We start from the raw sequence: 25907 nt of genomic DNA, 5'->3' as shown, positions 1-25907 counted from the left end.
CGTCCGGGATCTTCCCGGACGCGCCCGGCGCCGTATGACCTGTGGCTAATCCCGGGCCCGTTGGGCCGCGGCGCGTTCCGCCTCGGCCTTCAGCAGGGCGTTCGGGGTGATCTCGATGTACGCGGCCTCCTCGTACACCGTGGCCACCGTGCGGTCGTAGAGCTTCCGGCCCTTGCCGTACGAGTCCACGATGATCTGCGCGGCGCGCGGCTTCTCCTCGTCCGGCAGGATGCGCGCCGTGCACGGGATGACGGCGCCCTTGGGCCTGCCCCGGATGTTGGACGGCGCGAACAGCACCTGGTCGTTGTTCCGCATTCGCCGCACCTTCCAGGAGTCGCAGCCGGTGCGCAGATAGGCGCGGCCGTTCTTGAGGCCGAACCACATCGCGGACGGTACGGGGTCGCCGCTGCGCTTGTAGGTGACCAGGAGGGCGAACCGGCGGCGCCTGAACTGCCGCAGATCACCGGGGCCGCCCGGGGTCGCCGTGACCTGCCAGGTCACCGGGTCACGCCAGGAGTCGTACATCCGCAGAAATCGCTGTTCCCACCATTCCTTGCTGAGCAGACGCGGCACGTACGGCCTTCCTTTCTGTTCCGGTCAGGTCTGTTCCGATCAGGTCAGTTCCGGTCAGGGGATCAGCACGATGCGGCCCGGGCCACCGGGCCCGGGTTCACCGCCCTCCCGGCCTTCCAGCAGGCGGTGGGCCCGCGCCGCCTCCGTCAGCGGAAGCTCCGCGCGGACCCGGCCGCGCAGCCGACCGGTGGCCAGCTCGCGGTTGATGGTCTCGGCGGCGCCCGCGAGGTCCGCCACCGAGGCGTTGCTGATGGCGAAGCCGTGGAGGCTGATGTCGCGGGTGTAGACGGCGCCCACGGGCAGCACGGCGCGCGCGCCCATCCCGGCCATCAGGACGACGCGGCCGCCCCGGGCGAGCAGCGGGATCGTCGTCTCGAAGTCATGGCGCCCGGAGCAGTCCCACGCCACGTCGACCCCGTCCGGGGCGAGGCGGCGGACCGCGTCGGGGGTGTCCGGGGCGGCGCGGTCGAGGACGTCGGCCGCGCCGCAGGTACGGCACCACTCGGCGTTCTCCGCGCGGTCCACGGCGATGACGCGCGCCCCGGCCGCGCTCGCCAGCTGGACCACGGCGCTGCCCACGCCGCCGCCCGCGCCCTCGACGAGAACGGTCTCGCCGGGCCGGACGCGGGCCTCCCGGAACAGGCCGAGGTGCGCGGTCCCGGCGGTGTGCAGCACGGCCACCGCCGCCACCGGGTCGACCCCGGCGGGCAGCGGATACAGCCGGTCCACGGGGACGGCGGCGTACTGGGCGAAGGAGCCCTGTCTGCCGTCGTGGCCCAGGCTGTTGCTCCACACCCGGTCGCCGGGCGCGAAGGGCCCGGCGGGGGTTTCGACGGTGCCGACCAGGTCACGTCCGACGACGAACGGGAAGGTCACCTCGGTGGCGAACGCGCCGGAGCGGACGAAGGTGTCCACATGGTTGGCCGCCACCGCCTCGACCCGGACGAGCGCCTCGTCCGGGCCGGGTACGGGACGGGGCAGCGGCCCGGTCCGGATGTCATCGGCACCGCCGAAACCGGTGATGTACGCCGCCGTCATATCGCCGTTCACTGCACTGCGCTCCCCTTGCAGACCGTCATGCGAGAAGGAAGGCGAGGGCCAGTCCCAGGCAGCCGAGGTCGACCGAGCTGAGCCCGATGAAACGCGCCTTTCGCCATTCTTCCTTTCCGGCACCGTAATAGAGCTGAACGGCGTGGAGGACAACGACCGGCACGGCCGTGAGCCCGAGCATCGGATCGAATCGGGTCGTGGTGTAAAGCAGCGTCAGCAGGGTGACGCTGGCGGCGAAGAGCAGCCCCAGGAATACCTTGAACGCGGCAGGCGGCAGCAGGACCGCAAGCGTGTAGCGGGAGACCTCGGAGTCGCCTTCTTTGTCTGACGCGTTCCCGTAGGACACGATCAGCAGGAACCACAGTCCGACCAGTGCGCTGGCGATCAGGGATTCGCTGGAGACCTGGCCCGCGATCAGCCAGTACGGCACCAGGCCGATACAGCCGATGACGTAGAAGATGGTGATTTCGAGTCCGGCGGGCAGATAGCTGAGCTTCAGTCCGGTCGAGTACTGCACCGAGGCGATCTGCCCGACGAGCATCACCAGGATGGCGGCCAGCGGCGCCGTACCGTCCAGGCTGGCCACGGCCCCGAGCCCGGCGGCGATCGCGATCACCCACATCGCCACCCCGAACCGGACCGCCTCGCGTTCCGTCAGCACCCCGGTGAGCAGCGGTTTCTTGGCGACGGTGGAGGCGGGGCGGCCCGCGTAGTTGCGGGCGTCGCTGCCGTCCCGGTAGCCGCCGAGGTCGTCAGCGGCGCCGCCGCTCCACTGGGTGGCGCACACCATGAGCAGGGTCAGGGCGAGCGCGGCCGCGGTGTCGCCGCCGACCCGGCCGTCCAGGCGCAGCAGGAGCAGGGCGAGGAGCCAGCCGTAGGCGTGGTGGTAGATCCGGACCTTGCCGAGCTGGACGTAGCCGATGAGTTTGGTGCCGAGCGGTGTCTTGGTCGCGCCGGACGCCGCGTTGGAGGTGGTGCCGGATGCGCTGGTGGCGGTCATGGGCACGCTCCCTCAGACGCTGATGGAAAGGCGCTGCTGTTCGGCCAGGGTCTTCTTCAGCAGCTCCCGCTTGATCTTTCCGGTGACGGTCCGGGGGAACTCGCTGTCGGGGATGATGACGGGTTCGGCCATCGCGGCGAGACGGCGGGACGCCGATTCCCAGGCCTTGCGCCGGAATTCGGTGCCCGGCCGCAGGGAGAGGACGGGCTGAAGCGTGCCGCCCATTTCCAGCACCACGAGTTCCAGGAACTCGGGGAACTTCTCCAGCAGGATGTCCTCGATGCCGATACCGCTGATGGCCCCGGAGACCTTGTCGACCTGGCGGTCGATCAGGGTGATGCGTCCGGTGCGCGATTTGGTGCCCCAGTCGCCGGTGTCCCACCAGCGTTTGTCCGGGTAGTTCTTGGACGTCAGATCGGGCCGGTTGATGTATCCCGAGAAGACGCCGGGGGTGTGCACCACCATGCGCCCCGGGGTGCCCGCCGGTACGGGCCGCCCCGAGTCGTCGACGATGCGGACCCGGCAGAACGGGAACCGGGGCCCGGCCGGGTGGCCGCGCAGCAGCTTGGCGCGGCGCAGTCGGCGCAGGGCGCGCAGCGGCTTCTGGGTGCCCTTGAGGTGGCTGCGGATGGAGATGGGCCCGGTCTCGTTCTGGCCGTAGACCTCGACGCAGACGGCGAAGCGGTGGTCCGAGCCCTTCAGCAGGGCGCTGACCGTGTCCGGGTGGATGACGTCGAATCCGGCGCCGAAGAAGCGGATCGAGCGGAACGCGCCGCCGGGCGCGAGATGCTGCCAGGCGCGGAAGGTGTTGGGGTGGGTCTCCAGATAGCCGGGGCGGTGGCGCTTGAGCATCCGGTCCACGTTGTCCGCGGAGTCGTCCTCCAGGAGCAGCAGCGGCGCCTTGCGCATGAGGGCGGCGAGGATGCCGACCACGGTCCGGCCGTGCACGGGCGAGATGGCGAGGGCGAGGTGGCCCTCCAGCCGGGAGAGCCAGTGGATGACGGCCTGGACGCGGGCGTTGAACTGGATGCTGGCGCTGGAGCACTCGGCCAGCTTGGGGGTGCCGGTGGTGCCGGAGGTGTGGACGACGACGTACGCCGCGTCGGAGGCGACCTCGCGGGGCCTCGATATCCGTTTGTGGGTGGGGAGTTCGGCGGCGATGTCGCGCCAGTCGATGAAGGTGCCGATGTCCGGGAAGGTCTTCTCGCTCTCCGCGAGCCGGGCGTCGGTGGAGATGACGGCGGTGATGCCGGAGACGTTCTCCACCATCGAGGCGACGACCGGTCCTGAGAGGGTCGGGCTCATCAGGATGGGCACGGCGTCCAGGGCGGTGATGGCCGCGTAGGCGACGATGATGTCGGTCGGGGACTCCAGCCAGACGACGCAGCGCCGCCCCGGCTCGACGCCATGGGCGCGGAGGGCGGTCGCACCGCGCGCGGCGGCGTCGGCGACATCGCCCGGCCGTACCTTCTCGTCCTCGGCGGCGACGGCGATGGGCTGGTGGTCGACGATCCAGGGCTCGGCGTCGCTGGGCAGACTCAGCAGCTTGTCGAAGATCAAGGGTGGGCCTCTTCTCCTACGATTCCCCTACGCGGGGCGTCCTACGAGGGGACGACTTCCAGCAGTTCGTAGACCACGGGGCCTTCCGGCTCGTCCACGGTGGTGGAGTCGACGGTGATCAGCCGCTGCTTCTCGGCCGCCGCCAGCTCGTCCAGCTCGGCGCGACCGGCCCGGCTGCTCAGTGCGATCAGCACCCGTCCCCCGGGCGCGACATGATGCCTCGCCTCGCGGAAATACCGCTGGTGTGCCTCGTATCCGGGGTCGACATAGGCCAGTTCATGGGCGCTCAGATCGAGTTCCGGCGGCGCCCACACATTGTTGGAATGCCAGTAGACCACGTCGAACGGGGGTGCGTCGTGGAGCGCGTTGAACAGATCGCTGTGCACGGAGGTGAGCCGGTCCGCGACGCCGAAGCGCTCGGCGTTGAGTTCGGTGTTCTTCACCGCCGCCGGATTGAGATCCGTGGCGTATACGGCACGGCAGCCCGCGAGCGCGGCTTCGACGGCGATCAGTCCGATACCGGAGCCGATTTCGAGGAACGTGCCTCCGGCCGGGAAGTCCAGCAGGGAGAGATGGGCCAGGCTGGACTTCGAGTGCGCCGGGGAGAACACATCCGGCAGCAGGGTCCATTCCTTGCCGCTCAGCTCGATATCCGTTCGCTGCCGCACTTCGGCCCGGCTCGCCTCGCTCCGGCTCAGGGGCTGGGTGTAGTCGTACATTCAGCGCTCCGCAGGGGTCGTCGCGTAGTTCTCGATGTCGAAGCGGGCCAGGCCGTTGCGCAGCCTTTTGGTGGACCATGGCCAGGTGACGAAGTTCTTGCCCTTTTCGTCGAGATAGACGCTGCCGCATCCGCCGGTGTTGTAGACGGTCGAGGCGAGGCCGCGCTGCACCTCGTCGTTGAACGAGCGGAAGGGCTCGGGCCGGATTTCCATCGCGTCGATGCCCCGGTCGCGTGCGGTGCGTATCGCGTCCACGACGTAATCGAGCTGGGCCTCGGCGAGGGCGAGCAGCGAGTTGTACATCACGATGTTCGGGCCGAGCAGCAGATAGGCGTTGGGCAGGGCGGGCAGCGTGGTGGCCCGATAGGCCTCGGGGCTTTTCGACTTCCAGGTCTCGGACAGCAATTGGCCGTCGCGTCCCCGGATGCGTGTCGCGATCGGCGGGTGGCGCATCTCGAAGCCGGAGCCGAAGACGACGACGTCCACCTCCACCCGCTCGCCGTTCGCCGCGATCAGCTCGCTGCCGTCCGCCCCGGCGAGGGCGTGCGGCACGAGCCGGGCGTTGGGCCGGGTCAGGGCCGGGAGGTAGGTGTTCGACAGCAGCAGCCGCTTGCAGCCGACGGTGAAGTCCGGGGTCAGCTGGGCGCGCAGCTCGGGGTCGGGCACCTGGCGCCGCAGGAGCCGCTTGCCGACCGGGGTGAGCAGCCGGGCGGAGCTTCGGCGGCGCATGACCAGGGCCAGGGCCTTCAGGAAGCCGTCGCAGACGCCCCGGAACAGCCGCTGGGTGACGGGGACGTGCCGGAAGAGCCGCCGCACGGGCCTGGGGACCCGGAAGTCGAGCCGGGGTATCACCCAGGCGGCGGTGCGCTGGAAGACGTACAGCTCGCGCACGTGCGGCTGGATCTCGGGCACGAGCTGGATGGCCGAGCAGCCGGTGCCGATGACGGCGACCCGCTTGCCGGTGAGGTCCACGTCGTGGTTCCAGCGGGCCGAGTGGAACGTGGCGCCGGGGAACCCGTCCAGACCGGGCAGGGACGGGGTGATCGGCTCGTGCAGCAGCCCGGAGGCGAAGATGACGTGCTGGGCGACGAAGCGCCCCCGGCTGGTGTCGAGGACCCAGCGCCGCCGCTCCTCGGACCAGGCGGCCTCCAGCAGCTCGGTGCCGAAGCGGAGCGCCGGGGTCAGACGGAACTTCTCCACCGTGTCCTCGATATAGGACAGCAGCTCGGGCTGGCCGACGAAATTCCTGCTCCAGCCAGGATTGGGGTGGAAGGAGAAGGAATAGATCGACGAGGGGATGTCGACGGCACATCCCGGATAGGTGTTCTCCCGCCAGGTCCCGCCGACCCGGTCGGCCTTCTCCAGGACCAGGAAGTCAGTGATGCCGCCGCGCCGCAGTTTGACCGCGGCGGCGATACCCGATAATCCCGCGCCGATCACGATGACATGCGCCTGCTGTTCCCCGGCCGGGGCCGGGGTGTCGTCGTCCGTCGATATCGCCATGGGTTTCCCCCTGTCGCGTCATCACGCGCGTTCCAGAATCTCCTTGCTCAACCGCAGTTCCCGCTCCACAGAGCCGGGGATGGTACGCCGCAGCACCGGATCGAGCATCCAGCGGGTGAGCGGGTTGAAGTCAAAGGAAATCATGCGGGTGGCCCGGATGCCGCCGTCCACCGGCACACAGGAGAACCGGGCGCTGAATTCGGCCATCCGGTGATTGAACTTGTTCAGTGGCAGCGGTGCGAGACGGATGTCGATGCACGAACCCGGGGTAAGCCGCATCTGGGCCACGGCTTTCGGCTCCGGAAGAGGCAGCCCGGGCAGCTTGGGCTGAAACTTGAACTCGGTGAGATTTCCGGTCCTGCGCACCCAGGAGATCGGTCCGACCTTGTCATCGACTTCGACGTAACGTTCGATGTCCATCACGAAGTCGAGGAAGGCTTCCGGTGTACAGGCGATTGTCTGTTCTTTCTCCACCTTGACCATGACGTCACACTACCGTCCTGCCTCGCTTTCAGAGATACGCCCGCGCGTACAGCACCGCGAGTTCGGCGAGTTCACCATCGGCTTTCAGCCCCGACGCCGCGCCCCGGGTGCGCCGGGTCGCGACCCGGCACCACGCCAGCAGCGGTCCGCGCAGCACATCGGTCGCGTCCTCCGGTCCGAAGGTGTGGCCGGTGCCGTCCCGCGCGGTCAGCTCCAGCCGGAGGGTGCGGCCGCCGGGCGGGCGCACCCGGGAGCGGGCCAGCGCGTAGCGCAGGGTGGCGTGGCCGAGCGCGGCGATGTGGCGCAGCCGGGGCGTATCGGCCACCGGGAGGCCCAGCGCGTCCCGGATGTCCAGGCCGTGCGCCCAGTGCTCCATGAGCCGGGCGGTGGCGAACACCTCGGTGGTCATGCCGAAGCCCCAGGCCACACGGTCGCCGGGGGCGCGCTCCGCCATGAGTCGGCGGGTCGCCGTACCGGCGCGGTCCCACCAGGCGGTCAGGTCGCCGGGCGGGAGCCCGTCACCCCGGCGGCATCCGGCGGCGGTGAAGTCCTCGGCGGTCGGATAGTCGGGGACGGTCGCGGCGAACGCGCGCGGGCCGCCCGCCAGGGTGTCGCGGGCGACCTCCTCGGTGTCGGCCAGATGGGACACCTGGTCGGCGACGGTCCAGCCGTCCGCCGCCGAGTCACGGCCCCAGTCGGCGTCGGCGAGGGACCGCACCAGCGCGCCGAACTCCCGCTGCTCAGCGGCGAGATCGGCCAGCTCCTCGCGTACCGGGGTCACCGGGGTCGCACGTACGGGGGTCACAGGATCGCCACCGTCCCCGCCGAGCCGTCCACCGCGACCGGGCCGCCCGTGGCCAGCCGCTCCAGCGCCACCGCGCCGACCCCGGTCACACAGGGCACCCCGAGTTCGCGGGCGACGATCGCGGCGTGGCACAGCATCCCGCCCTCGGCGGTGACCAGGGCCGCGGCCTCCGCCATCAGCGGGACCCAGTCCGGGTCGGTCTGCTCGGCGAGCAGCACCGCGCCCGGCTCCCAGCGGGGGTCGTCGATGTCCCGCAGCCGCAGCGCCCGGGCGGTGGCCACCCCGGCGGAGGCGGCGATGCCATGTACGACCTTCGCGTCCGCCTGAGCAAGGACAGGCCCCGGCGACTCCCCCAGCGCGGTGGTCATCGGCCGGAACTGAAGCCACACCAGACCGCTGTCCAGCAGGGCGAATTCCAGGTCGGCGGGCACGCCGAGCGCGTCCTGCAGCGCGACGCACGCCACGCCGACCGGCAGTCCGCCGCTCGTCAGCGGCTCCGCCTCAGAGCCCCCGGCGGGCCCCTCGGGCGCCCACTCCTCCCAGGCCGGGGTGACGGCACCGGAAACCAGGGCGTCGCCGCTGCCGTGCACCCACTCCAGCCGCCCCCGGCCGGGCGCGCGGCCCAGCCACAGCCCGCTGCGCACCGGGGTACGGAAGGGCTGGAGCAGCACCGCCATCCCGACGTCGAGCAGCGGACGGCCGGAGGCGGTGCGCTCCCGGTAGGCGGCGACCCGGCCGCTGCGCGCGGAGTCCCGTACGGCGGCGATGGCGTCGGCCAACTGGGCGGCAGGCACGTCGAGTTCGCTGCGGAACATGCCCGCGTAGCTGAGCGCCGCCCCGTCCTCGACCGTGGCCGAGCTGCGCACCGCCCAGCGCGGGGCGACCGCCGCGAGCCGGGCGAGGTCGTCGGCGGCGGGCTCCCCGCCGACCGGCACCACCCACGTGTCGGGGATGGTCACCCCGGCGCGCAGCAGCGCGGCGAGCCCCACGGCCTTGCCGCCGACCGCGATCCGGTCGCCGTCGCCGAGCGCGCCCGTGAGCCGCAGCACGGTGTCCGCGCTGCCGACAGGAGTGTCCGCGCCGCTCACCGGGATCTCCGCGCCGCTCATCGCGACGTCCCCGCCCGCTCCTCTTCCTCCCGCTCGATCCCCATCGAGAGCAGCAGATCGCGGTGCAGCTCCATCCAGGTGTCGTGGTACGAGTCGCACATGACGCCCGTGAACGCCTTGTGGTCACCGTCGCGCAGCCGGGCCAGCGCGCCGGTGAGCCCGTCCGCGTAGCGCCCGAAGCGGGGTCGTACGGCGGCCAGTTCGGCCAGGATCGGGGCGGCCTCGTCGTGCACCGTGCCCAGTTCGGCCACCCGCTCCTGGTCGTAGGCGGGGTCGGTGTGGTCGTTCGTCGTGCCGTCGCGGAGCTGCCAGCGGGTGCACAGCTCCTTGAACCGGTCGTTCACCGGCAGGAAGCGCTCGTATCCCGGTCGCAGCCGGTCCCGGGCGTCGCCCGCCAGATCGTCGGCGATCAGCGTGGCGTGCCGTTCGCGGCCCTCGGCCGTGATGCGCCACAGTCCGCGTCGCTCCATGTGGGTGGCGAGCCCGTCGGCCCGCAGTTTCTCCAGTTCGGCGAGGACGTCGTCACGGTCGTGCCCGGCGGCCGCCACCAGCGGGTCGGCGGTGGCCATGCCCTTGATGACCAGGGTGTGCAGGACGTCGAAGGCGGCGGTCTCGGTGTCGGGAAGCACGGCATCTCCCGTCGTCATGTCGAAGTGGCGTCGGCGCGCAGTTCGTCGAGGAGTCCGACGAGGTCGCCGACCGTCGTGATCCTGGCGGCCTTGGGGTTGTCGACCAGCGCCACGCCGAAGCGCTCCTCCAGGGCCAGCAGGATCTCCAGCGTGGCCAGCGAGTCGATCTCCAGGTCCTGGATGATGCGGTCGCTCGGTCGCAGATCCCGCTGCACCCGCTTGACCTGGGCGTAGACCTCCTCCAGTGCGGTCAGGGTCTCGGAATTGACGGACGTCCGGGCGGTCTGGGTGGAGTCAGGAAGGGTCAAGGATGTTCACCTCTCCGGTACTGCCATTGATGGAGACGGCCGTGCCCGCAGGCAGCGAGGCCGCGCCGGGATAGCCCACGACGCACGGAATCCCGTACTCGCGGGAGAGGATCGCGATATGCGACAGATCGCTGCCGCGCTCGCTGAGCACGCCCTCGGCGAAGGGCAGCAGCGGGGCGATGTCCGCGTCGGCGGACGAGCAGACGATGACCACCGGCTCGTCGGGCAGATCGCCCTCGGGGGTCATCACCGTGCCGGTGCCGATGCCGGGCGCCACCCCGCGCAGCCCCTGGGGCGTCCGGCTCAGCCACGGGCGGATCACCCCGTCGTCGCCGGTGAGGTCGAGGTGTTCGGGCATGGGGGTGGCGAGCGCCGCCCGGCAGGCCTCGATCCGTGGCCGGGCCCGCTCGATCAGCCCCGGCCGGGTGGCGAGTTCGCTGAACTCCCGGATCGTCAGATACGGCCACAGGTCGGCGTCGCCGCCCATCGAGGACGCCAGCGCGGGCAGCAGCCGCCGGTAGATGTGCAGGGTGCGCATCGCGAGGGACTTGGAGTGCTCGCGTCCGGCCATCATCTCGCCGACGGCGACCGCAAGCGACCGTACGGTGCGGCTGCGCCAGGGCGAGACCATGCCCGCCAGGGCCTCGGCCGGGTCGATCGGCGCCACGGACGCCTCGCCGCTGCCGCCCGCCACCTGCTTGTGCCGCACCGCGTAGTCCTGCCAGGGCGCCTGGTCGTCCGCGACCTCGTAGAAGGAGGAGGCCAGGAAGTCGCCGGGGCCGTACGGGTCGAGGGTGGACGCGGCGGTGTGCAGCCGGTCCCAGACCAGTTCGCGCGGGCGGGTCAGCCAGTGGGCGATCTCCTTGCCGTGCCGCAGCAGCTTGCCGTAGACACGCCGCTGCAGCGCGGTGACCGGCACCAGCCCCGAGGTGGTCAGGATGTGCACCGCCCAGGCCTCTTCGAGGACGGGCTGCGCGTCGCGCAGCACCCCGGCGAGCGCGATGGGGCTGTCGGTGGTGGTCGCGGCGCGCAGCCTCCACTCCAGCTCGGCGACCCGCTCCTCCAGGGAGCGCAGCCGGGGCCCGGTGTCGCGCAGTTCGCCCAGCAGCTTGGCGCTGCCCGCGACCTGGCGGACCCGGCCGGAGCGCAGCGCGGTCAGCTCCTCCGGGGAGTCGATGCCCTCGAAGTACGCGTCGGTGACATCACTCGGCTGAAGTCCCGGGATGGACGCGGACAGATGACAGTAGGCGGCCAGATTGTGGTACGGGCGGCAGCCGAAGTAGCCGACGAAGACGTAGTGTCCGCCCTCGGCCCAGGCCGGGCGGCCCCACAGCCGCCGGGCGAGCGCGCGGGTGCCGCGCTCCATCGGGTCGCCCACCAGCGACCACGACATGGGCGAGAGCCGCTGCGGCGCCACTTCGCCGAAGTTGCCCGCCGAGTAGACACGGAAGTAGGGGTGCGCGTCAGTGTCGACCGACACCTCTACCGACTGCGGTTGCTCGGTCGCCTGCTCAGTCATACGAGGGCCCTCCTCTCCGTACCGCCACGCAGCGCCTCACCGGTGGCCCCGAGGTAGTCGGGGTCGGGGACGGGCCAGGGCTCGGGAATGTCCCTGAGGACGCCCACGTCCAGGTCGAACCAGGGCTCGGTGTACTCGGTCAGCTCCTTCGGCGCGCCGACCCGTTCGCCGACCAGGCGGGTGAACCGGCCGAGCTGCTTCGCCTCGACGATCTTCGGTACGACGCCCCAAGGGCGGCACACCTCCGTGAAGACCTCGCCGAGGGTGGGCAGCGCCGGGTCGAACCAGGTCCAGGTGGCCCGTCCGATGGGCGTGGTGAGCGCCTTCAGCACGATCTGCGCGGCGGAGGTGGCGTCGGTGATCCAGCACGGGAACTCCCCGCGCCGGGCCAGGTGCACCGGGTATCCGGCGAGCAGATGCGGGAAGACCATCGGCAGTCCGTGCCGGGTGTCGGGGCGTCCGCCGCGCGGGTCGGGGCCGAGCACCGGGCCGAAGCGGACGACGCCGACGGGGAGTTCGGGGGTGTCCCGGACCAGCCGCTCGGCGCAGTACTTGCCGTACTCGTACCAGTTGCGGAACCGCTGGCCGGTGTACAGCTCGCGGTTGGTGACGCGGCCCTTGGCGCGGCCGAGCGCCAGCAGCGAGGAGATGTGCACGGCCTGCCGCAGCCCGGGCAGTTCGCGCAGGAAGGCCAGCGCCTGGCGCATCCCGGAGCTGTGGGTCTCCAGCACCTCACCGGGCCCGGAGGTCCAGGACACCGAGCCGAAGCAGAGCACCACATGGGTGGTCTCCTCCCGGACCCGGGCCAGGTCGGCGGCGGACAGGCCGAGGCGTGGCATCCGTACGTCGCCACGGACGCCTTCGCCCACGGCGGTGCGGCCGCTGCGGGAGAGCACCCGGACGGTGGCGCCCTCGCGTTCGCACGCCTGCGCCACGGCCGTGCCCAGGAAGCCGGAGCCGCCCAATATCAACACGTTCATGCCAGGAACCTCGACAATCCGCTGTCGGCGGGGGCCAGGGGACGCTTCGGCGCCGGGAGGTCGAACAGCAGCCGGGCGAGGAGTTCGGTGGAGGGTTCGGGCAGCGGCCCGTCCACCAGACCGGCCAGGCGGCCGCGTTCCATCACCCGGTCCAGTCCGATGTAGCGCAGTCCGATGACGCTGTTGCGCCACGCCTGGGACAGCGGCAGGAAGCGTTCGGCGTTGGCGGAGATCCACAGCACCTGTTCGGCGGAGGCCGGGACCAGCCGCAGCCACTTGCCGAAGTGCAGCGGCGACAGGGCGCGCGCCACTTCCAGCAGGCCACGGATCGAGGGGGCCCGCTCCCCCGCCGACAGATGGGTGACGACGGGCTCGGGGCGCGGCCCTGAACGGTGCAGCCCGGCCAGCGCGTCCAGCAGGGTGCCCGCCGCGAGGTCGCGCGGCAGGACGTCGACCCGGGCGCCGCGCATGGCGGGCAGCACCCGGCCGGGCAGCTCGTCCCACCGCTCGGCCAGCAGGTACAGCGAGTTGCGCTTGCGGGTGGCGCCGGTCCGCGAGTCGCCGAGCAGGGCGGCGACCCGGCTGATGAGGACATCGGGTTCGCCGGGGCCGTGGCGCCGCGTCAGCTCCTGTTCGGCCAGCCACTTGCTGTGCTCGTACGCGGTGCGGTGGCGGTCGGCGGGGAGCGGGGTCTCGGCGATCCGGCCGAGGGCGCCGCCCGCGACGAAGATCGAGGACGCGTAGCCGTAGACCACCCGGCGGCCGGAGCGGCGCTGCAGCTCGCGGGCCACGTCGTAGCCGTTCACGGCGCCGAGCACATTGACGGCGTACAGATCTCGGCCGCTGCCCGCCCAGTTGGTGTCCCCGGCGAGGTTGACGACGGCGTCGACGTCCTCGGCCAGTTCGTCCAGCTCCGCGTCCGTCAGCCCCCACAGCGGTTCGCGCACATCGCCGCCGACCTGGGCCGGGGCGAGCGAGGGGAACAGCCGCTCGAAGGGGACCTGGCCGGGGCGGGCGCGGCGCACCAGCGGCACGATTTCGATCCCGCGCCTCGGGGCGATCTCGGCGACCGCGGTGCCGAGTTGTCCGGTGATTCCGGTCAGCAGCAGTTTCATCCGAGATCGACACCCTCGTCGTAGGCGGCGATGTCGGGCACCAGTCCCCCGGCGACCAGCTCCCACATCATCTCGTCGGTGCCGCCGCCGAGCCGGGCCAGCCGGGAGTCGCGCCACATGCGGGCGAGCGGGGTCTCGTCCTCCAGATAGCCGGGGCCGCCGAACAGGTGCATGCACTCGCTCATGACCTCTTCGACGAAGCGTGCCGCCGTGGTCTTGAGCGCCGCGATCTCGCGGGTGCCGCACGCTCCGGGGACGGCCACGCCCTGGGCGGCGGTGTAGACGGCGTAGCGCAGGGCGATCAGCCGGGACGACAGCTCGGCCAGCCGCAGCCGCAGCGACTGCTGTTCGATCAGCGGTTTGCCGAACTGCTTGCGGCGCTGGAGGTGCGCGGTGGCCAGCCCGATGGCGCGGGCCGCGCCGCCGACGGCCTGGGCGGCGATGGAGAGCCGTTCGTGGTTGAGCCCCCAGGTGGCGCCGAGCAGTCCGCCGCCGCGCCGCCCGACCAGGGCCTCGTCGGGCACCTCGGTGTCGATGAGCATCCAGGTGGTGTCCAGCGCGGAGGTGCCCGCCTTGTCGAGCCGTTTGCGGGGCGTGAGCCCGGCGCGCGGTACGGCGAACAGCCCGAGCCTGCCGTCGACCGGCCCGGAGCCCTCGTCCAGCCTGCACAGCAGCAGGGCGAAGTCGCAGACCAGGCCGAGCGACAGATACTTCTTCTCGCCGGTGACCCGCCAGCCGCCGGGCGTCTTTCGGGCGAGGGTGCGCACTCCGTTGAGGTCGGAGCCGCCGGTCGGTTCGGACGCGCCGAGACAGCCGACGAGGCGCCCTTCCAGCGCCCCGGCCCGGTACTCGGCGAGCAGGGCCGAGTCCCCGAAGCGGGTGAGGATGGACAGGACCGTCTCGCAGTGCAGGCTGAGCCCGACCGACAGGCTGGCGTGTCCGAGCCGCCCGCTCTCCTCGGCGACGATCACGCCGAACCCGGGGTCGCCGTACGGCTCCGCCGCCGACGCGTCGCGCCAGCGCTCCTCGAACAGTCCGGCGCGGCCGAGGTCGGCCAGTGCGTCGCGCGGGAACAGCCCCTCGGCCTCGGCCTGTTCCGCGACCGGTTCGAATGTCCGCCGCAGCAGCTCCGCGATGCCTTTACGGGTGTCCTCCACCCGTTCGCCGAACGGCCCGGCCGTGAAGAGGCGGGAGGTCTGCCCGGCCGGTGCGGTCTGCTCCGCCGGTGCGGCCACAACACTCACGAGTCGTCACGCTCCTTCAGTTCACCCGCCACGTACGACAGCCACAGCGAACGGCGGCGGGGCTTGCGGCTGGAGGTCAGGGGGATGGTGCCGCGCTTGACGTACAGCACCTTCGCGTGGGCCGCGTCGCCCGTGAACGACGCGATGACGGACAGCGCGTCGTCCAGCCGCTCGCCCAGGGGGCGTTCGGTGACCACCAGCACCGTGGGTGCGCCCCCGGTGATCCCGGCGACGACGGTCGCGTAGCGCCGGGAGATGGCCCCGGAGGCGACGAGTTCGAGTTCGATGTCCTCCACGAAGACGTTCTGGCCGTTGATCTTCACGCTGTCGCCGAGCCGCCCGATCACATACAGCTCGCCGTCCAGCAGGAACCCGGCGTCGCCGGTATAGAGCCTGCCGTCGTGCAGCTTGGCCAGGTCGTCGGGGCCGGGGTCGGCGTAGCCGTCGGCGACCGAGGGGCCCTCGACGTAGATCTCCCCGAGTACGCCCTCGGGCTGCGGGGCGCCGTCCTCGTCCAGGATCTCCACGCGCGCGGTCTCCAGCGCCGGACCGCAGGAGACCTGCCAGGTCCAGGGCTCGTCGACCGGCACGGTGCTCAGCTCGACGATCTCGCTCACGTCCAGCTTCTCGCCGAGCCGCCGCTCCAGACCGCCCGCCCGCACCATCCGGGGGACGTGGTGCTTGCTCACGCCGGTGACCGCGAGGGTGCCCTCGGCCAGCCCGTACGCGGGCATCAGCGCCCGTACGTCGAAGCCGTGCGGGCCGAGCAGCGCGGCGAAGCGGGCCAGCACCGCCGGGTCGATCCGCTCCGCGCCGCTGACGACGGCGGTCAGCGGGGAGAAGTCCAGCCCGTCGAGGTCGCCGGGGCGGACCGCCGACAGCACCCGCTCGAAGCCGAAGTTGGGCATGCACATGTTGGAGTACGGGGTGCTGCCGTACTCGGCGATCCAGCCCCGGGTGTCCCGGATGAACTGCTCGGGCCGCATCAGCGCGTGCTCCACCTGGAGGGTCAGCGCGCCCAGCAGCCCACCGACGAGCCCCATGTCGTGGTAGAGCGGCAGCCAGGTGACCGCGCCGTAGCCCACCGGGTCCATCCAGCCCTGGATCATGCGGAGGTTGGCGGCCAGGTTGGCCATCGAGATGCGCAGCCCGCGCGGTGAGCCGCGCGAGCCCGAGGTGAACTGGAGCACCGCCAGCTCGCCCCAGGCGCGCGGCGCCTCCTCCGGGCGGTCGGCGTACTGCGGCGCCAGGACCTCGGTGCCGCCGCCGAGCCGGGCCACGTTCTCCGCGACGACGTCCCGGTAGCGCGGGTCGGCGATGGCGTGGCGCGGGTGGATGCGGGCGGTGATGGCCTTCAGCTGGTTCTCGTAGCCCTCGCCGCCGCGCAGGGCGAGCGGCAGGGGCAGGACCGACGGGGTGGCGCCGATCGCGAGCAGCCCGAAGAACTGCGTGACGAAGTCCTCCCCGCCCGGCACCACCAGCGGCACCACATCGCCGGGCCGCACCCCCGCGTCGGCGAGCGCGGCGGCCGCGCCCAGGGTCCGCCGGGCCAGCTCCCGGTAGGTGAGCCGCTGCCAGGAGCCGTCGTCCAGCCGGAACCGCATGCCCCGGTCGTCGGACGGGTCGTCCAGCCAGCCGAAGACGCGCTCGTGGTCGGGCGTTTTGGGCCGGGAGTTGCGCTGCGCCATGGTGACCTTCCCCCTTGATTCGGTCGGCTCTATGCGGTCGGCCGGGCGTCCGGCCCGGGCTCGGCGGTCCGGTCCCGCAGCAGCCGCGCCAGCTCCAGCCGCTGCACCTTGGCGGTGGCGGTGCGCGGCAGTTCGTCCAGGGTCAGCTGCACGGGCGGGCGCATCGGGGCCAGCCGGGCGGCGGCCTCCGCCCAGCGGGCGGCGTCCAGCGGCCCGCCATCCCGGGTCACCACGACCGGGGTCGGCGCGCCCTCCTCACCGGGCACGACCACGACCTCCAGCAGGCTGTCGAGCCGCGACATCAGCAGGTCCTCGGCCTCCAGCGCGCTGCCGAACCCGGGGATGACGTCGACCTCGCGGTCGGAGACGTGCAGACAGCCCCAGCGGGTGCGGTAGCCGACGTCACCCATCCGCCACCAGCCGTCGTCCAGCTGCCGCCGGAAGCGGGCGTCCTCGCCGAAGTAGGTGAGCGCCCGGCCGTCCGAGCGGACCTCGATGAAGCCGGGGTCACCGGGGCCGGGGGTGCGGCCGTTGCGGTCGACCACCCGGACCGCCGTCATCCCGGGGAACGGGAAGCCGACGCAGCGTCCGTCGGCGGACATCGCGCGCCGCCGCGAGGTGGCCCGGCCGACCGTGGGCCCGACCTCGCTCTGCCCGTACAGCTGGAGGTGGAACGGGCGCCGGCGCCGCGACGCGCCCAGGATCTTCTGCACGGTCCTCGGGTGGATCGCGTCGAACGTGCTGCTCAGGGCCTGGACGTTGGACAGCGGACCGCGCGGGTCGTCCGCCAGCGGCTCCCACTCCACGAACGTATTGGGATGCGCCTCCAGGACACCGGGTTTGACCTCGGCGAAGATGTCGGCGATCCGCTCGGGCGTGGCGTCCTTGGTGATGACGATCGGGAAACCGCGCTTGAGCGCGATGGCGAGCGCGGTCACCAGGCGCGAGTGGACGAACGACACCCGGACGGCGAGGGTTTCGCGGCCGCGTATCAGCAGCCGGGCGCCCAGCGCCTGCGGGCGGTAACGGGCGCGCAGCGAACGGGCGGTGTGGACGACGAGCTTGGGGATGTCGGTGGTGCCGGAGGTGTGGGTGAGCAGCGCGGGGCTGCGGGTCCTGGTCCGGGTGTACGGGCGCGGCTGCGCCTCGGGGTCCCGCCGCAGCGCGGTGGTGCCCTCGGCCTCGCCGGACACCAGGAAGACCCGCTCGCAGCGCTTGGTCACGTCCGGCGGCAGCTCGCCGACGAGCTTCTTCTCGTCGGTGATCAGATGCGGCCAGTCGCAGCGGTTCAGCAGCTCTGCGACGACCTCGCCGGTAAGGCTGGGCGAGAGGGCGACCGGGACGGCGCCGAGGCGGGCGACCGCGCAGGTGAGCAGGAAGATGTCGAAGCCGTCCGATTTGTAGACGGCGACCTTGTCGCCCGGACGCACCCGAAGATCGCGCAGCGCGGACGCCATTTCGGCGACGAGATTCGCGCAGGCGTAGACGGTGAGATCGCTGCCCAGCTCCGGTGCGATGTCGAGTTCATGGTCGAGGGTGATTTTCTGGTACGGGCTCTTCTTGGCGGCTTCGTCGAAGAAGGAACCCAGGAACAGACCCCTGTTCCCGATGCGTTGCAGGATCACGGTGGCGTCACCCTTCGCGTTGCGTCCGCGTGCGCCGTCAGGCGGCGTTTTCGAGTGCGGCCTTGATGCGGGCGAGCGACTGCCGCATATCGCCGTCGATTTTGTCCGACCAGTCGTCGAGGAACTTCTTCACCTCGGCGTCGCTCATGCCGTGGAGAATTCCCCGCATGCCTTCGGTCAGTTCGCCCATCCAGAAGGCGTGGGTGAGCGCGCTGCCGTTCGCCGTCGGCTCGACCGTGAACGACCATACGCTCTCCTGGGCGCGGCCGTCGCGGGTGCGCATGGCCCAGCTGAACACGCGCGGGGCGGTGGATTCCACGATCTCGCATTGGGTGGTCCAGTCACCGCGTACGACCGGCGCCCAGGCGACCACATCCGGCTCCCGGTGATTGCGCGCGGTGAAGACGGAACCGACGGCCGCCGGTTCTCCCTCGGTCCACTCCCCGCCCAGGCATTCGGGACTCCAGTCACCGCTGTGGGTGAGGTCGCTGACATAGGCGAAGACGGTGGCGGGATCAGCGTGGATGTCGGTGGTGGCGGCCACGCGGAACGTTTCCGTGGAACTCATGGGTCAGCACCCCATCTTTATCGGGCGACTCGGGCGGCCAGGAAGTCGAGCATCTGCTCGGTGGTGTGGATCGCCGCGCAGCAGCGCGCGGCATAGTCCAGCGCGGACCGGTGGTGGTCGGCGGTGAAATCGGCGAGTGCGTCCGCCACCAGGAACGGCTGGATATCGGAGCTGAAGGCGTCGACGGCGGTCATCAGACAGCCGACATGGGCGTAAACCCCGCACACGATCAATTGATCGCGGCCGGACTTCTGAAACAGATCACGGAGTTCGGAGCGGACGAAAGCGCTGTAACGCCATTTCGTCAGCACGGTATCCCCGTCGGACGGCCGCAGCGGTGCGACGATCCCGGTGTCCCGCTCGTGCGCGGACATGCCGGGTCCCCAGAAGTCGTACAGCAGTCCGCGCTGGTCGCGGTCCATGTCGCCGGGCTGGGCCGAGTACACCACCGGGATGCCGAGCGCGTCCGCCCAGTCGCGCAGGGCGCGGGTGTTGGCCAGCAGCTCCCCGTACGGGGCGCTGCCCGGGTCGTAGGGCGCCAGGAAGTATTCCTGCATGTCGTGGAAGAAGAGGACGGCGCGCTCCGGGGCGGGCCGCCAGTCGACCTGGTTCTTCGGCAGGTCGGCCGCGGTCGGCATCGGATAGGGCGCGATGGCGGGAATGCCCATGGCCTTTGCTCACACCCCCAGAATGGCGCCGCCGTCGACGCACAGGTCCTGCATGGTGATGTGCCGGGCCCGGTCGGAGGCGAGGAATACCACGGCGTCCGCGATGTCGCCGGGTTCGGCGATGCGCCGCAGCGGGATTCCGGTCTTGTACGTGGCCATCGAACCGTCGAGGGTCGTCTGCCGGTCGGCCTCCGTGGACCATAGCGAACGCAGCATGTCGGTGTCGGTCGAACCGGGCGAGACCACGTTGCAGCGGATTCCGTATTCGGCCAGTTCCAGGCCGAGGGATTTGGTGTAGAGGGACGCGGCGGCCTTCGAGGCGCCGTACGCGGCCATATGCGTGCGGGGTATCCGTCCGGCGTTGGAGGCGACGGTCACGATGGCGCCCTCGCCGCGTTCCCTCATGCGCGAGGCGACGGCCCGGGAACAGTGGAAGACGCCGTCCAGATTGATGGAGAAGATAGCCCGCCAATCGGCGTCCGACATCTCCAGCGCGGATCCGGCCCGCATCACTCCGGCCGCGTTCACCAGCAGGTCCACGGCGCCGAGTTCGGCTTCGATCAGCTCGACGACCTCGTTGATCCGTTGGCTGTCGGTGACATCGGCGGGAAACGCGATGGCGGTGAGTCCGTCCGCCGCCATCTTCTCCACCAGATCGGTCAGCCGGTCGGGGTCCCGGTCCACGGCGGCCACCAGGGTTCCCTGGCCCGCGAGCGCGCGTGCGATGGCGGTTCCGATTCCACCGGCCGCGCCGGTGACCAGGGCGACCCGGCACGTAGTTTCCTTGTGCTCGGTCAATTCCTCACCTCCTGAGGGTATTCCGAGTCTACGGATTCCTATGCGCGAATCCAGGTGCGCAGCAATTCGGCGGCCTGGTCAGGATTCAGCCGCGGATCGCACAGCGTCGTATAGCGCTCGGCCAGTCGCTCGACCCCGTCGACCTTTCCGCCGAGGCATTCGGTGACATCGGTCGCGGCGACTTCGAGGTGGAGTCCGCCGGGGTGCTCCCCCGCCCTTTCCAGGACCGACTTGCAGCGGACCGCCTCGTCCACGACGGCGGCCAGGTGACGGGTCTTCACCCCGCCCGCCCGGACGGTGTTGCCGTGCATCGGGTCGCTCAGCCAGACCGCCCGGTGGCCCCGCGCCCGTACGGCGGCCACCAGCGGCGGCAGCAGTTCGGCCACCCGCTCGGCGCCCATCCGCGCGATGAGGGTGAGTCTGCCGGGGGTCCGGTCGGGGTCCAGCAGCGCGCACACCTCGGCGAGTTCGGCGGGGTCGGTGGAGGGGCCGAGCTTGAGCGCGACCGGGTTGGCCACCTGGGACAGCAGCCGCACATGGGCCGAGCCGGGCGCCCGGGTCCGGTCGCCGAGCCAGGGCAGATGGGTGGAGCCGAGGACGCGCTGTCCTGCCTGGTCACGGACCAGCGCGGCCTCGTAGTCGATGACCAGCGCGTCGTGGCTGGCCCAGGGCCCGTCGGGGAACCGTTCAAGGCGCTTGGCGGGTACGGCGGCGCGGCGGTCCCGGTCGCGGGCCAGGACCCGTAACACCTCGGCGCTCGCCTCGTACGCCCGCACCATCCGCCGCGGATCGTGCGCCCGCGCCTCGGCGGTCGGGGCCTCGCCGTTGACCATGTGGCCCCGGAAGGCGGGCAGCGGCACTCCGTCGACGTCCTCGAAGGGCTGGCTGCGCGGCTTGGCGAACTGGCCGCCGATCCGGCCGACCCGTAACACCGGCCCGTCGTCGGCGAGTTCACCGGCCAGGGCGTGCAGCACCGCCGTCTTGGCGCGCACGTGGTCCGCGCCGGTCTCCGCGAAGCTCTCCGCGCAGTCGCCGAGCTGGACCATCCGCGCGCCACCACCGGCCACCACCGCCAGCGCCCCGCGCAGCCGGGCCACTTCGGCGGCGGTCACCAGCGCGGGCGCGGCGGCCAGGGCGGCGCGGCTCGCCACGTAGTCGGGGTGGGATTTCCACTCCGGCTGCTGCGCGGCCACCACCTCGCCGATCACCGGTCGGCTTCGCATTCGATCAGCTCGGCGGGTTGCCGGAGGGCCCAGCCGAGCAGGTCGGCGAGGAGGTCGGTGCCGTTCTCGGTGAGCACCGACTCCAGATGGAACTGGGTGGCGGCGAACCGCTCCCCGCGCACCGCGTGCACCTCGCCGGTGGCCGGGTTGCGGCACAGCTCGACGGCGCCGTGGGCAAGTGGGGAATAGAGCCGGTCGGCGGTGTGGCGGGCGGCGTACGAGTTGTAGAAGCCGACCGGCTCGGACCGGCCGAAGAAGTCGATACGGCGCTGGGTTCCCTGGTTGGGCCGCTCCCTGGGGAAGAGTTCGAGCCCCAGCAGCGCGCACAGCACCTGGTGGCTGAGGCATTCGCCGACGAACGGGATACCCCGGGCGAAGAGCCCGCCGATCAGCTCGGCGATGCCGCGCACCTTGGGGTCGGCGGTGGCCCGGGGGTCGCCGGGGCCCGGCCCCAGCACCACGCAGTCGCAGCCGTCGATGTCCTCGGCGCGGACCGCGTCCCACGAGCGGATGGTGGCGTCCAGGCCCAGCGAGCGGGTCTGGTGGCCGAGCATGCCGGTGAACATGTCCTCGGCGTCCACGATCAGCACCCGCCCGGCGTCCGGACCGGCCCACCGCACGGGCCGGTCATCCTCCTTGCCCAGCCAGAACGCCGACAGACCGGCGTTGCGCCGCTCCAGCGCGCTGATCACCTTGGGGTCGTGGGCGAGTGGCGCACCGCCGCCCGTGGGGCGGACCGGTGGCGCGGGCCCGGCCCGCCGCTCCAGTCCGGTGGCGGCCAGCAGCGCGTCCACCTTGGCCCAGGTCTCGGCGACCTCCGCGGCGGGCCGGGAGTCCCGGACCAGGGTGGCGCCGACGTCGACGCGCAGGGCGCCCTCGCGGCTGATGTCGGCGGTGCGGATCATGATCGCCGAGTCCAGGGTGGACCGGCCGCTGGCGTCCCGGCCGAGGAGGGCGAGGGCGCCGCCGTAGTAGCCGCGTCCGCTCTCCTCGTGCCGGGCGATCACCCGGCAGGCGTTCTCCAGCGGGCTGCCGGTGATGGTCGGCGCGAACATCGTCTCGCGCAGCACCTCGCGGACGTCCCGCGAGGTGGCGCCCTCCAGCAGGTATTCGGTGTGCGCGAGCTTGGCCATCTCGCGCAGATACGGGCCACGGGCCCGGGCGCCCCGGTCGCAGACCCGGGAGAGCATCTTCAGCTCCTCGTCCACGACCATGAAGAGTTCGTCGGTCTCCTTCTGGTCACCCAGGAACTCCAGCACTCCGTCCAGATCCGCGCCGGACGGCGGATAGCGGTAGGTGCCGCTGATCGGGTTCATCCGCGCGGTGCCGCCGTCGACCTGGACGTGCAGTTCCGGGGAGGCGCCGACGAAGGTGCGCTCGCCGGTGTGCACGACGAACGTCCAGTAGGCGCCCGACTCCATGGTCAGCAGTCGCCGGAAGACGGTCAGGGCGACCTCGGGCCGGTAGTCGGCGAGGGTCGCCCGGAAGGAGCGCCTGATGACGAAGTTGGAACCCTCTCCGGCGCGGATCTCCTGGTCGAGGATCTTCTCGACGACCTTCTCGTAGTCCTCGTCCCCGATGTCGAACCCGCCGTCGCGCAGGTCGACTTCGGCGTCGGGGAGCAGGTCCAGGGCTTCCTTGACGGAGAGCGCGGCGCGCCGCTCGGCGGTGAGCGCGAGGATCGGTTCGCCGTCGTCGTTGCACGCGTAGCCGCGCTCGGTGACCTGGCGGAAGGGGATGACGGCCAGCACCTCGGCCGGTCCGTCGCCCCCGGTGGCCGCCGCGTCCGCCGGTCCGGGACACGGCAGTTCGGCGAGGGTCGCCACCTCGGCCACCGTCCCGGTCAGCACCTCCACTTCCTCCCCGCCCGCGCCCGCTCTGCGCAGCAGGGCGAACGGGGGCGGGTCGGATGCCAGCGTCGAGTGGAGGAGGTCCTGGGCGTCCGTATGGAAACCCCTGACTTGATGGATCGTCATGCCTGCCTTCCCTAGGCGCCAAAAAGCGAGTGGGGAATGGGGAGTGTCAGCCCGGATATCAGCCGGATGCCTGCTGACTGGAGCGCTGCTCCAGCTCCGTAGCGAAGTCCTGCCACGCCCGGCTGCACTCACGTGCGGCCGTCACGATCAGCTCCACGCGGTGCGGCGGGACGTTGTCGCTGATCCGGGTCCACTCTTGCGGCCCCACCGTGCAGGCGTCCAGCAGCCGCAGCAACGTGCGGCCCGACTCGGAGAGCCGCAGCGAGGGGTCCTTGCGCAGGTTGTGGAGCAGGGCGGGGAGGTCGGGGGCGCGGTCGGCGCCGTCGATCCTGGCCACCGCCTTGGGCCCCAGCGGGGTCGCGCTGGCCGCCGCCTTGGGCTCGCGCCGGGTGGGCCCCGACGGGGCCTCACCGCGCCGCATCCGGTCGCGGACGTCCCGCACGGTGGCGGCACAGACCCCGGCCTCCCGGGCGACCTCGCGCAGCGAGACGCCGGGGCGTTCGGCGAGTATCCGACCGGCCTGGATACGGCCTTCGGCGGCGTCGACCGGGCGTTCCCGGCCGTCACGCCCCAGCCGGGTGCTCGACTGGGGAATTTCCCCAGTCGCACGGCGGCGGATCGCGCCGACCGTCTTATGGGACAGCCCGGTCACCGAGGCGATGGCTCGATCGGACCATTCGGGATGGGAGTTGATGATACGTTTGGCGGCGGCATTTCTGTCGGCGCGCGGCAGGGGAAGTCCGTGCGAGACGTTTGCCTTGACGGCGAGGACGAACGCTTCCTCGTCATCGCATTCGCAGAAAATCGCCTCTATTTTGCCCTGACCGCGCAGATCCGCGGCCTGCACTCGATGCATCCCGTCAATGACGTGCATCGTCCTGCGATTGACCAGAATGGGCGGCAGTTCGGCGTCCGACTCGGCAAGGAGGCGCACATGTTCGGTGTCCGCACCCGACAGCCGGGGCGAATCGAAGTGCGTTAACTCGCTCAGGGATACCATTTCGGTGGACCGCTGCGCCATGATCTCGGCAGTGTCAGCCATGAGCTGACCATTCATGTGCCTATCCCCCTGTGACAATCCGGTGCTTCATGGAAGACAGCGTTGGACGAAGACATCAGGAGGCGTACTACCCATGGAGGGCTGGGTGCTGGACGACAGGCCCAGCCACATCGACGCGAAGGTGCAGTAATGACCGGCTCAAGGCCACCCCCGTGGACTTCCGCTTACCCCGTATGTCGCGTGGAACGAATCCGGTCGGGATTGTTGACGCAACCGCGTATTCATCGTGGCGAGTTAACATCAGTTCCAATACCAAGCGACCGTAGCAGTCGCCGCGCGGAGTACGCAACCAAAACGTGATCGACCATTTTATGGTCAACTCACGCTTTGCGAGGTATGCCAGGTGGATGCCCTGAAGTAGATCTAGCCCCGCGGATCTAGCCCCGCAGCCGGACGGGCAGTTGCCGATGTCCATTGGAGATGAACGACTCCAGTGGACGAAGCTCGGCGCCCGGTACCGCGAGGGCGAGATCGGGAAAGTGTTCGAAGAGCGCGCGCAGCCCGATACGGCCTTCCAGCCGGGCCAGTTCCGCGCCCAGACAGAAGTGCGGGCCGTATCCGAACGCCAGATGCTCGCGGCGGGTCTCCCGCGTAAGGTCGAAGTGCTCGCCGCGCTCGCCATGGACGCCCGGATCGCGTCCCGCGGCTGCGTAGTTGATGACGATGGGGTCGCCCTCGCGGAAGGTGAGCCCGGTCGCCGCGTCATGCACGTCCTCGATCGGGAACCGCATGATGATGGTGGCGATCGGCGCCTGGTGGCGCAGCGTCTCCTCCACCGCGTCCTGCCATGACGCCTCTCCGGTGCGCAGCAGGGCGAGTTGTGCGGGGTGGGTGAGGAGATTGACGATGGCGTGATCGAGCAGGTTGACCGTGGTCTCGTGTCCCGCGCCGATCAGCAGCAGCACGCTGTCCATCAGCTCCTGCTCGCTGAGCCGGGAGTCGGTCTCGTCGTCGTGCGCCTCGATGAGCGCGCTGGTCACATCGTCCCCGGGAGCCTGCCGCTTGATGGCCAGCAGCTCGGTCAACAGCCGGTACAACTCACGGTTGTTGGCCTCGGCCTCCGCCTCCGAATGACCGGTCTCGAAGACCCCGGCGATCGCGGTACGGAAGTCGTCGTGCAGCGCGTCGGGGACCCCGAGGAGCGTGTTGACGACCATCAGCGGTAACACCCAGGCGAACCGCGACCGTAAATCCACCACCGCTCCGGGCGCGGTGGCCTCGGTGGCGTCCAGCCCGTCGAACAGGGACCCGGTGATCTCCTCGATGCGCGGCGCGAGCGCCCGCACCCGGCCGGGCGTGAACGCGGCGCCGATCAGACGGCGCAGCCGGACGTGTTCGGGTCCGTACGCGGTCAGCGCGCTGCGGACGTCCATCCAAATGCGTAGCGGCCACTTGGGCGGAATGCGCTCCTCGATGTAGGCGTCGGACCAGTGCCGGTACGCGTCCTTGGAGATCCGGCGGTCCGCGAGCAGCCGCTTCACCAGAGCCGGGTCGGTCACCGACCAGGCCACCACCCCGCCGGGCAGCTCCACCGGCGTCGCAGGACCCAGATCCCGCAATCTGTCCGCCTCCGCGTGGATGTCACCCGCGGTGGGGTCGAGGCGGAAGGGGCAGCCGGTGTTCAGGTCGATGCTCATGGAGGGAAATGCTCGCGCAGATGCGTGGCACATGAATAGAGGAAAGCCACAGGAAAGAGCGCAACTT

General features: G+C 71.1%; 24 protein-coding genes. All 24 read right to left on the bottom strand.

What is annotated here, in order from left to right:
- Positions 1-45 precede the first annotated feature (45 nt).
- The 24 genes from ACFV9T_RS33510 to ACFV9T_RS33395 all read right to left on the bottom strand — a co-directional run bounded on the left by ACFV9T_RS33510 (position 46) and on the right by ACFV9T_RS33395 (position 25840).
- Positions 46-573, bottom strand: a complete 528-nt coding sequence (locus ACFV9T_RS33510; RefSeq protein ID WP_385446268.1) for a PPOX class F420-dependent oxidoreductase — start codon at positions 571-573, stop codon at positions 46-48.
- Between the two features lie 54 nt (positions 574-627).
- The gene (locus ACFV9T_RS33505; RefSeq protein WP_385446272.1) at positions 628-1611 is read right to left on the bottom strand and encodes an NADPH:quinone reductase; all 984 of its coding nucleotides are present in this window, start codon (positions 1609-1611) and stop codon (positions 628-630) included.
- A gap of 37 nt (positions 1612-1648) precedes the next feature.
- Complete coding sequence (locus ACFV9T_RS33500) at positions 1649-2623, bottom strand: UbiA family prenyltransferase (protein WP_385446267.1); 975 nt, start codon at positions 2621-2623, stop codon at positions 1649-1651.
- Positions 2624-2635: 12 nt separating this feature from the next.
- Positions 2636-4183 carry a class I adenylate-forming enzyme family protein gene (locus ACFV9T_RS33495; RefSeq protein WP_385446266.1) on the bottom strand — a complete coding sequence of 516 codons (1548 nt, stop codon included), beginning with the start codon at positions 4181-4183 and terminating at the stop codon, positions 2636-2638.
- A 41-nt stretch (positions 4184-4224) separates the two neighbouring features.
- Positions 4225-4902: a methyltransferase gene (locus ACFV9T_RS33490; RefSeq protein WP_385446265.1), complete on the bottom strand. Its 678-nt coding sequence runs from the start codon at positions 4900-4902 to the stop codon at positions 4225-4227.
- Entirely contained in the window at positions 4903-6405 is a 1503-nt protein-coding gene (locus ACFV9T_RS33485; protein ID WP_385446264.1) for a flavin-containing monooxygenase, read from the bottom strand.
- A 21-nt stretch (positions 6406-6426) separates the two neighbouring features.
- Positions 6427-6888, bottom strand: coding sequence for an SRPBCC family protein (locus ACFV9T_RS33480; RefSeq protein ID WP_385446263.1), 462 nt, complete (start codon positions 6886-6888; stop codon positions 6427-6429).
- 28 nt (positions 6889-6916) lie between these two features.
- Positions 6917-7693: a maleylpyruvate isomerase family mycothiol-dependent enzyme gene (locus ACFV9T_RS33475; protein WP_385446262.1), complete on the bottom strand. Its 777-nt coding sequence runs from the start codon at positions 7691-7693 to the stop codon at positions 6917-6919.
- Positions 7690-8802, bottom strand: a complete 1113-nt coding sequence (locus ACFV9T_RS33470) for a PEP-utilizing enzyme (protein WP_385446261.1) — start codon at positions 8800-8802, stop codon at positions 7690-7692. The genes ACFV9T_RS33475 and ACFV9T_RS33470 overlap by 4 nt, the downstream gene beginning before the upstream one ends.
- Positions 8799-9449 carry a transcriptional regulator gene (locus ACFV9T_RS33465; protein WP_385446260.1) on the bottom strand — a complete coding sequence of 217 codons (651 nt, stop codon included), beginning with the start codon at positions 9447-9449 and terminating at the stop codon, positions 8799-8801. The genes ACFV9T_RS33470 and ACFV9T_RS33465 overlap by 4 nt, the downstream gene beginning before the upstream one ends.
- On the bottom strand, positions 9446-9739 hold the full coding sequence (locus ACFV9T_RS33460) for an acyl carrier protein (protein ID WP_385446259.1): 294 nt from the start codon (positions 9737-9739) through the stop codon (positions 9446-9448). The genes ACFV9T_RS33465 and ACFV9T_RS33460 overlap by 4 nt, the downstream gene beginning before the upstream one ends.
- Complete coding sequence (locus tag ACFV9T_RS33455; protein WP_385446258.1) at positions 9726-11258, bottom strand: PEP-utilizing enzyme; 1533 nt, start codon at positions 11256-11258, stop codon at positions 9726-9728. The genes ACFV9T_RS33460 and ACFV9T_RS33455 overlap by 14 nt, the downstream gene beginning before the upstream one ends.
- Positions 11255-12238, bottom strand: a complete 984-nt coding sequence (locus tag ACFV9T_RS33450) for an SDR family oxidoreductase (protein ID WP_385446257.1) — start codon at positions 12236-12238, stop codon at positions 11255-11257. Before ACFV9T_RS33450 ends, ACFV9T_RS33455 begins: the two co-directional genes overlap by 4 nt.
- Entirely contained in the window at positions 12235-13353 is a 1119-nt protein-coding gene (locus tag ACFV9T_RS33445) for an SDR family oxidoreductase (RefSeq protein WP_385446256.1), read from the bottom strand. The genes ACFV9T_RS33450 and ACFV9T_RS33445 overlap by 4 nt, the downstream gene beginning before the upstream one ends.
- Positions 13350-14597: an acyl-CoA dehydrogenase family protein gene (locus tag ACFV9T_RS33440; protein ID WP_385446255.1), complete on the bottom strand. Its 1248-nt coding sequence runs from the start codon at positions 14595-14597 to the stop codon at positions 13350-13352. The genes ACFV9T_RS33445 and ACFV9T_RS33440 overlap by 4 nt, the downstream gene beginning before the upstream one ends.
- Positions 14594-16285 (bottom strand): AMP-binding protein, encoded by a 1692-nt coding sequence (locus tag ACFV9T_RS33435; RefSeq protein ID WP_385446254.1) that lies wholly within the window; start codon positions 16283-16285, stop codon positions 14594-14596. The genes ACFV9T_RS33440 and ACFV9T_RS33435 overlap by 4 nt, the downstream gene beginning before the upstream one ends.
- A 29-nt stretch (positions 16286-16314) precedes the next feature.
- Positions 16315-17910 carry a class I adenylate-forming enzyme family protein gene (locus ACFV9T_RS33430; RefSeq protein ID WP_385446253.1) on the bottom strand — a complete coding sequence of 532 codons (1596 nt, stop codon included), beginning with the start codon at positions 17908-17910 and terminating at the stop codon, positions 16315-16317.
- A gap of 37 nt (positions 17911-17947) precedes the next feature.
- Positions 17948-18478, bottom strand: coding sequence for an SRPBCC family protein (locus ACFV9T_RS33425; RefSeq protein ID WP_385446252.1), 531 nt, complete (start codon positions 18476-18478; stop codon positions 17948-17950).
- A 17-nt stretch (positions 18479-18495) separates the two neighbouring features.
- Positions 18496-19146 (bottom strand): isochorismatase family protein, encoded by a 651-nt coding sequence (locus ACFV9T_RS33420; RefSeq protein ID WP_385446251.1) that lies wholly within the window; start codon positions 19144-19146, stop codon positions 18496-18498.
- A gap of 9 nt (positions 19147-19155) precedes the next feature.
- Positions 19156-19944: a 2,3-dihydro-2,3-dihydroxybenzoate dehydrogenase gene (locus ACFV9T_RS33415; protein WP_385446250.1), complete on the bottom strand. Its 789-nt coding sequence runs from the start codon at positions 19942-19944 to the stop codon at positions 19156-19158.
- A 38-nt stretch (positions 19945-19982) separates the two neighbouring features.
- Positions 19983-21167 carry a 3-deoxy-7-phosphoheptulonate synthase gene (locus ACFV9T_RS33410; protein ID WP_385446249.1) on the bottom strand — a complete coding sequence of 395 codons (1185 nt, stop codon included), beginning with the start codon at positions 21165-21167 and terminating at the stop codon, positions 19983-19985.
- Positions 21149-23143: an anthranilate synthase family protein gene (locus ACFV9T_RS33405; RefSeq protein ID WP_385446248.1), complete on the bottom strand. Its 1995-nt coding sequence runs from the start codon at positions 23141-23143 to the stop codon at positions 21149-21151. Before ACFV9T_RS33405 ends, ACFV9T_RS33410 begins: the two co-directional genes overlap by 19 nt.
- Positions 23144-23201: 58 nt before the next feature.
- A complete protein-coding gene (locus tag ACFV9T_RS33400; RefSeq protein WP_385446247.1) occupies positions 23202-24185 on the bottom strand; it encodes a ParB/RepB/Spo0J family partition protein in 984 nt (327 codons plus the stop codon).
- 395 nt (positions 24186-24580) lie between these two features.
- Positions 24581-25840, bottom strand: coding sequence for a cytochrome P450 (locus ACFV9T_RS33395; RefSeq protein WP_385446246.1), 1260 nt, complete (start codon positions 25838-25840; stop codon positions 24581-24583).
- Between the last annotated feature and the right edge of the window lie 67 nt (positions 25841-25907).

This window comes from Streptomyces sp. NPDC059850 (genome assembly GCF_042731515.1).
GTDB lineage: Bacteria > Actinomycetota > Actinomycetes > Streptomycetales > Streptomycetaceae > Streptomyces.
This window is presented reverse-complemented; position numbering and strand designations above follow the sequence as displayed.

Bases quoted from the DNA above. Each gene is read 5' to 3' on its own strand.
- ACFV9T_RS33400 (WP_385446247.1), bottom strand. From the start codon at position 24,185: ATGGCTGACACTGCCGAGATCATGGCGCAGCGGTCCACCGAAATGGTA.
- ACFV9T_RS33395 (WP_385446246.1), bottom strand. From the start codon at position 25,840: ATGAGCATCGACCTGAACACCGGCTGCCCCTTCCGCCTCGACCCCACC.
- ACFV9T_RS33480 (WP_385446263.1), bottom strand. From the start codon at position 6,888: ATGGTCAAGGTGGAGAAAGAACAGACAATCGCCTGTACACCGGAAGCC.
- ACFV9T_RS33425 (WP_385446252.1), bottom strand. From the start codon at position 18,478: ATGAGTTCCACGGAAACGTTCCGCGTGGCCGCCACCACCGACATCCAC.
- ACFV9T_RS33485 (WP_385446264.1), bottom strand. From the start codon at position 6,405: ATGGCGATATCGACGGACGACGACACCCCGGCCCCGGCCGGGGAACAG.
- ACFV9T_RS33445 (WP_385446256.1), bottom strand. From the start codon at position 13,353: ATGAAACTGCTGCTGACCGGAATCACCGGACAACTCGGCACCGCGGTC.
- ACFV9T_RS33450 (WP_385446257.1), bottom strand. From the start codon at position 12,238: ATGAACGTGTTGATATTGGGCGGCTCCGGCTTCCTGGGCACGGCCGTG.
- ACFV9T_RS33410 (WP_385446249.1), bottom strand. From the start codon at position 21,167: ATGCGAAGCCGACCGGTGATCGGCGAGGTGGTGGCCGCGCAGCAGCCG.
- ACFV9T_RS33435 (WP_385446254.1), bottom strand. From the start codon at position 16,285: ATGGCGCAGCGCAACTCCCGGCCCAAAACGCCCGACCACGAGCGCGTC.
- ACFV9T_RS33465 (WP_385446260.1), bottom strand. From the start codon at position 9,449: ATGACGACGGGAGATGCCGTGCTTCCCGACACCGAGACCGCCGCCTTC.
- ACFV9T_RS33455 (WP_385446258.1), bottom strand. From the start codon at position 11,258: ATGACTGAGCAGGCGACCGAGCAACCGCAGTCGGTAGAGGTGTCGGTC.
- ACFV9T_RS33470 (WP_385446261.1), bottom strand. From the start codon at position 8,802: ATGAGCGGCGCGGAGATCCCGGTGAGCGGCGCGGACACTCCTGTCGGC.
- ACFV9T_RS33405 (WP_385446248.1), bottom strand. From the start codon at position 23,143: ATGACGATCCATCAAGTCAGGGGTTTCCATACGGACGCCCAGGACCTC.
- ACFV9T_RS33505 (WP_385446272.1), bottom strand. From the start codon at position 1,611: ATGACGGCGGCGTACATCACCGGTTTCGGCGGTGCCGATGACATCCGG.
- ACFV9T_RS33500 (WP_385446267.1), bottom strand. From the start codon at position 2,623: ATGACCGCCACCAGCGCATCCGGCACCACCTCCAACGCGGCGTCCGGC.
- ACFV9T_RS33420 (WP_385446251.1), bottom strand. From the start codon at position 19,146: ATGGGCATTCCCGCCATCGCGCCCTATCCGATGCCGACCGCGGCCGAC.
- ACFV9T_RS33490 (WP_385446265.1), bottom strand. From the start codon at position 4,902: ATGTACGACTACACCCAGCCCCTGAGCCGGAGCGAGGCGAGCCGGGCC.